The following is an 848-nucleotide window of genomic DNA, read 5'->3' as shown; positions in this document are numbered from 1 at the left end:
ATTCATATGTTACGTTATATAAGTCCTTTTTTAAATCTTATTCATTCTAGCAAAAAGTCCTAGTCCCCCTAGGGCTTTTTTGCATTCAAACAATGAGTTGTATTTTTTCTCAATAACCGAAACTACTTAACATGGTAAAATAATAATCGGACTGGCATTCAATACCATATTACAATGGATCAAATCGCAAAAAGGCACCTTAGGGTGTCTTTTTTATAGAGAATCAGTTTAAAAACTAAAAATAAAAGAACCTCAATAAATGAGGTTCAAAAAATCTACTATTTTAAATTACCTTCGTAAAAAGCAACTCCATTTTGAACATGTTTTAAGTACCACGTAATCGTCCCGCCACAAACATTTTCATTAAAGCTATTAGCATATACTCCATTTGAGTAATAAAGAGTTCTTTTGAATTTACCATTAGAATACTCATAAGGAATTGAGCATGTTGCTTGCTTCGGAGAGCTCACAGCTTTTTGCGTATCAGCTGAAGCTGCACCAATTCCCCCTGTTAATGCAATACCTGTTGCTACTGCTCCTACTACTAATTTCCTGAACATAATAAATCCCCCTTTAATAGTTTTTATAGCTTACAACTTAAATGTATCACTTTTGTAATTTATGTAAATATCTTGAATATGTAGAAATATTTATTTAATTATTGGTAATATTAGGATTTCATTTTATCAAATGGATAATAGAGGGATTAGAAAAGCATGTAAAAATACAGATAAGTTTATATTAAATGAATGTGGTTCAAGTCGGCGAAAGGAACTTTTGGTGTCTTTTTTTGTACATAAAAAAATCTCACCATCTTATAGAAACGATAAGCCCTTTAAAACAATAAT

Annotated in this window: 1 protein-coding gene; it reads right to left on the bottom strand. The window is 30.4% G+C overall.

Features of this window, described 5'->3' with window-relative positions:
* Positions 1–278 precede the first annotated feature (278 nt).
* On the bottom strand, positions 279–560 hold the full coding sequence (locus DN400_RS29255; protein WP_000488870.1) for an LCI fold-containing protein: 282 nt from the start codon (positions 558–560) through the stop codon (positions 279–281).
* Positions 561–848: the final 288 nt, after the last annotated feature.

The organism is Bacillus sp. AR8-1, from assembly GCF_008042345.1.
GTDB lineage: Bacteria > Bacillota > Bacilli > Bacillales > Bacillaceae_G > Bacillus_A > Bacillus_A cereus.
Note: the sequence above shows the minus strand (reverse complement) of the source record. Positions and strands in the feature narration are given on the sequence as shown.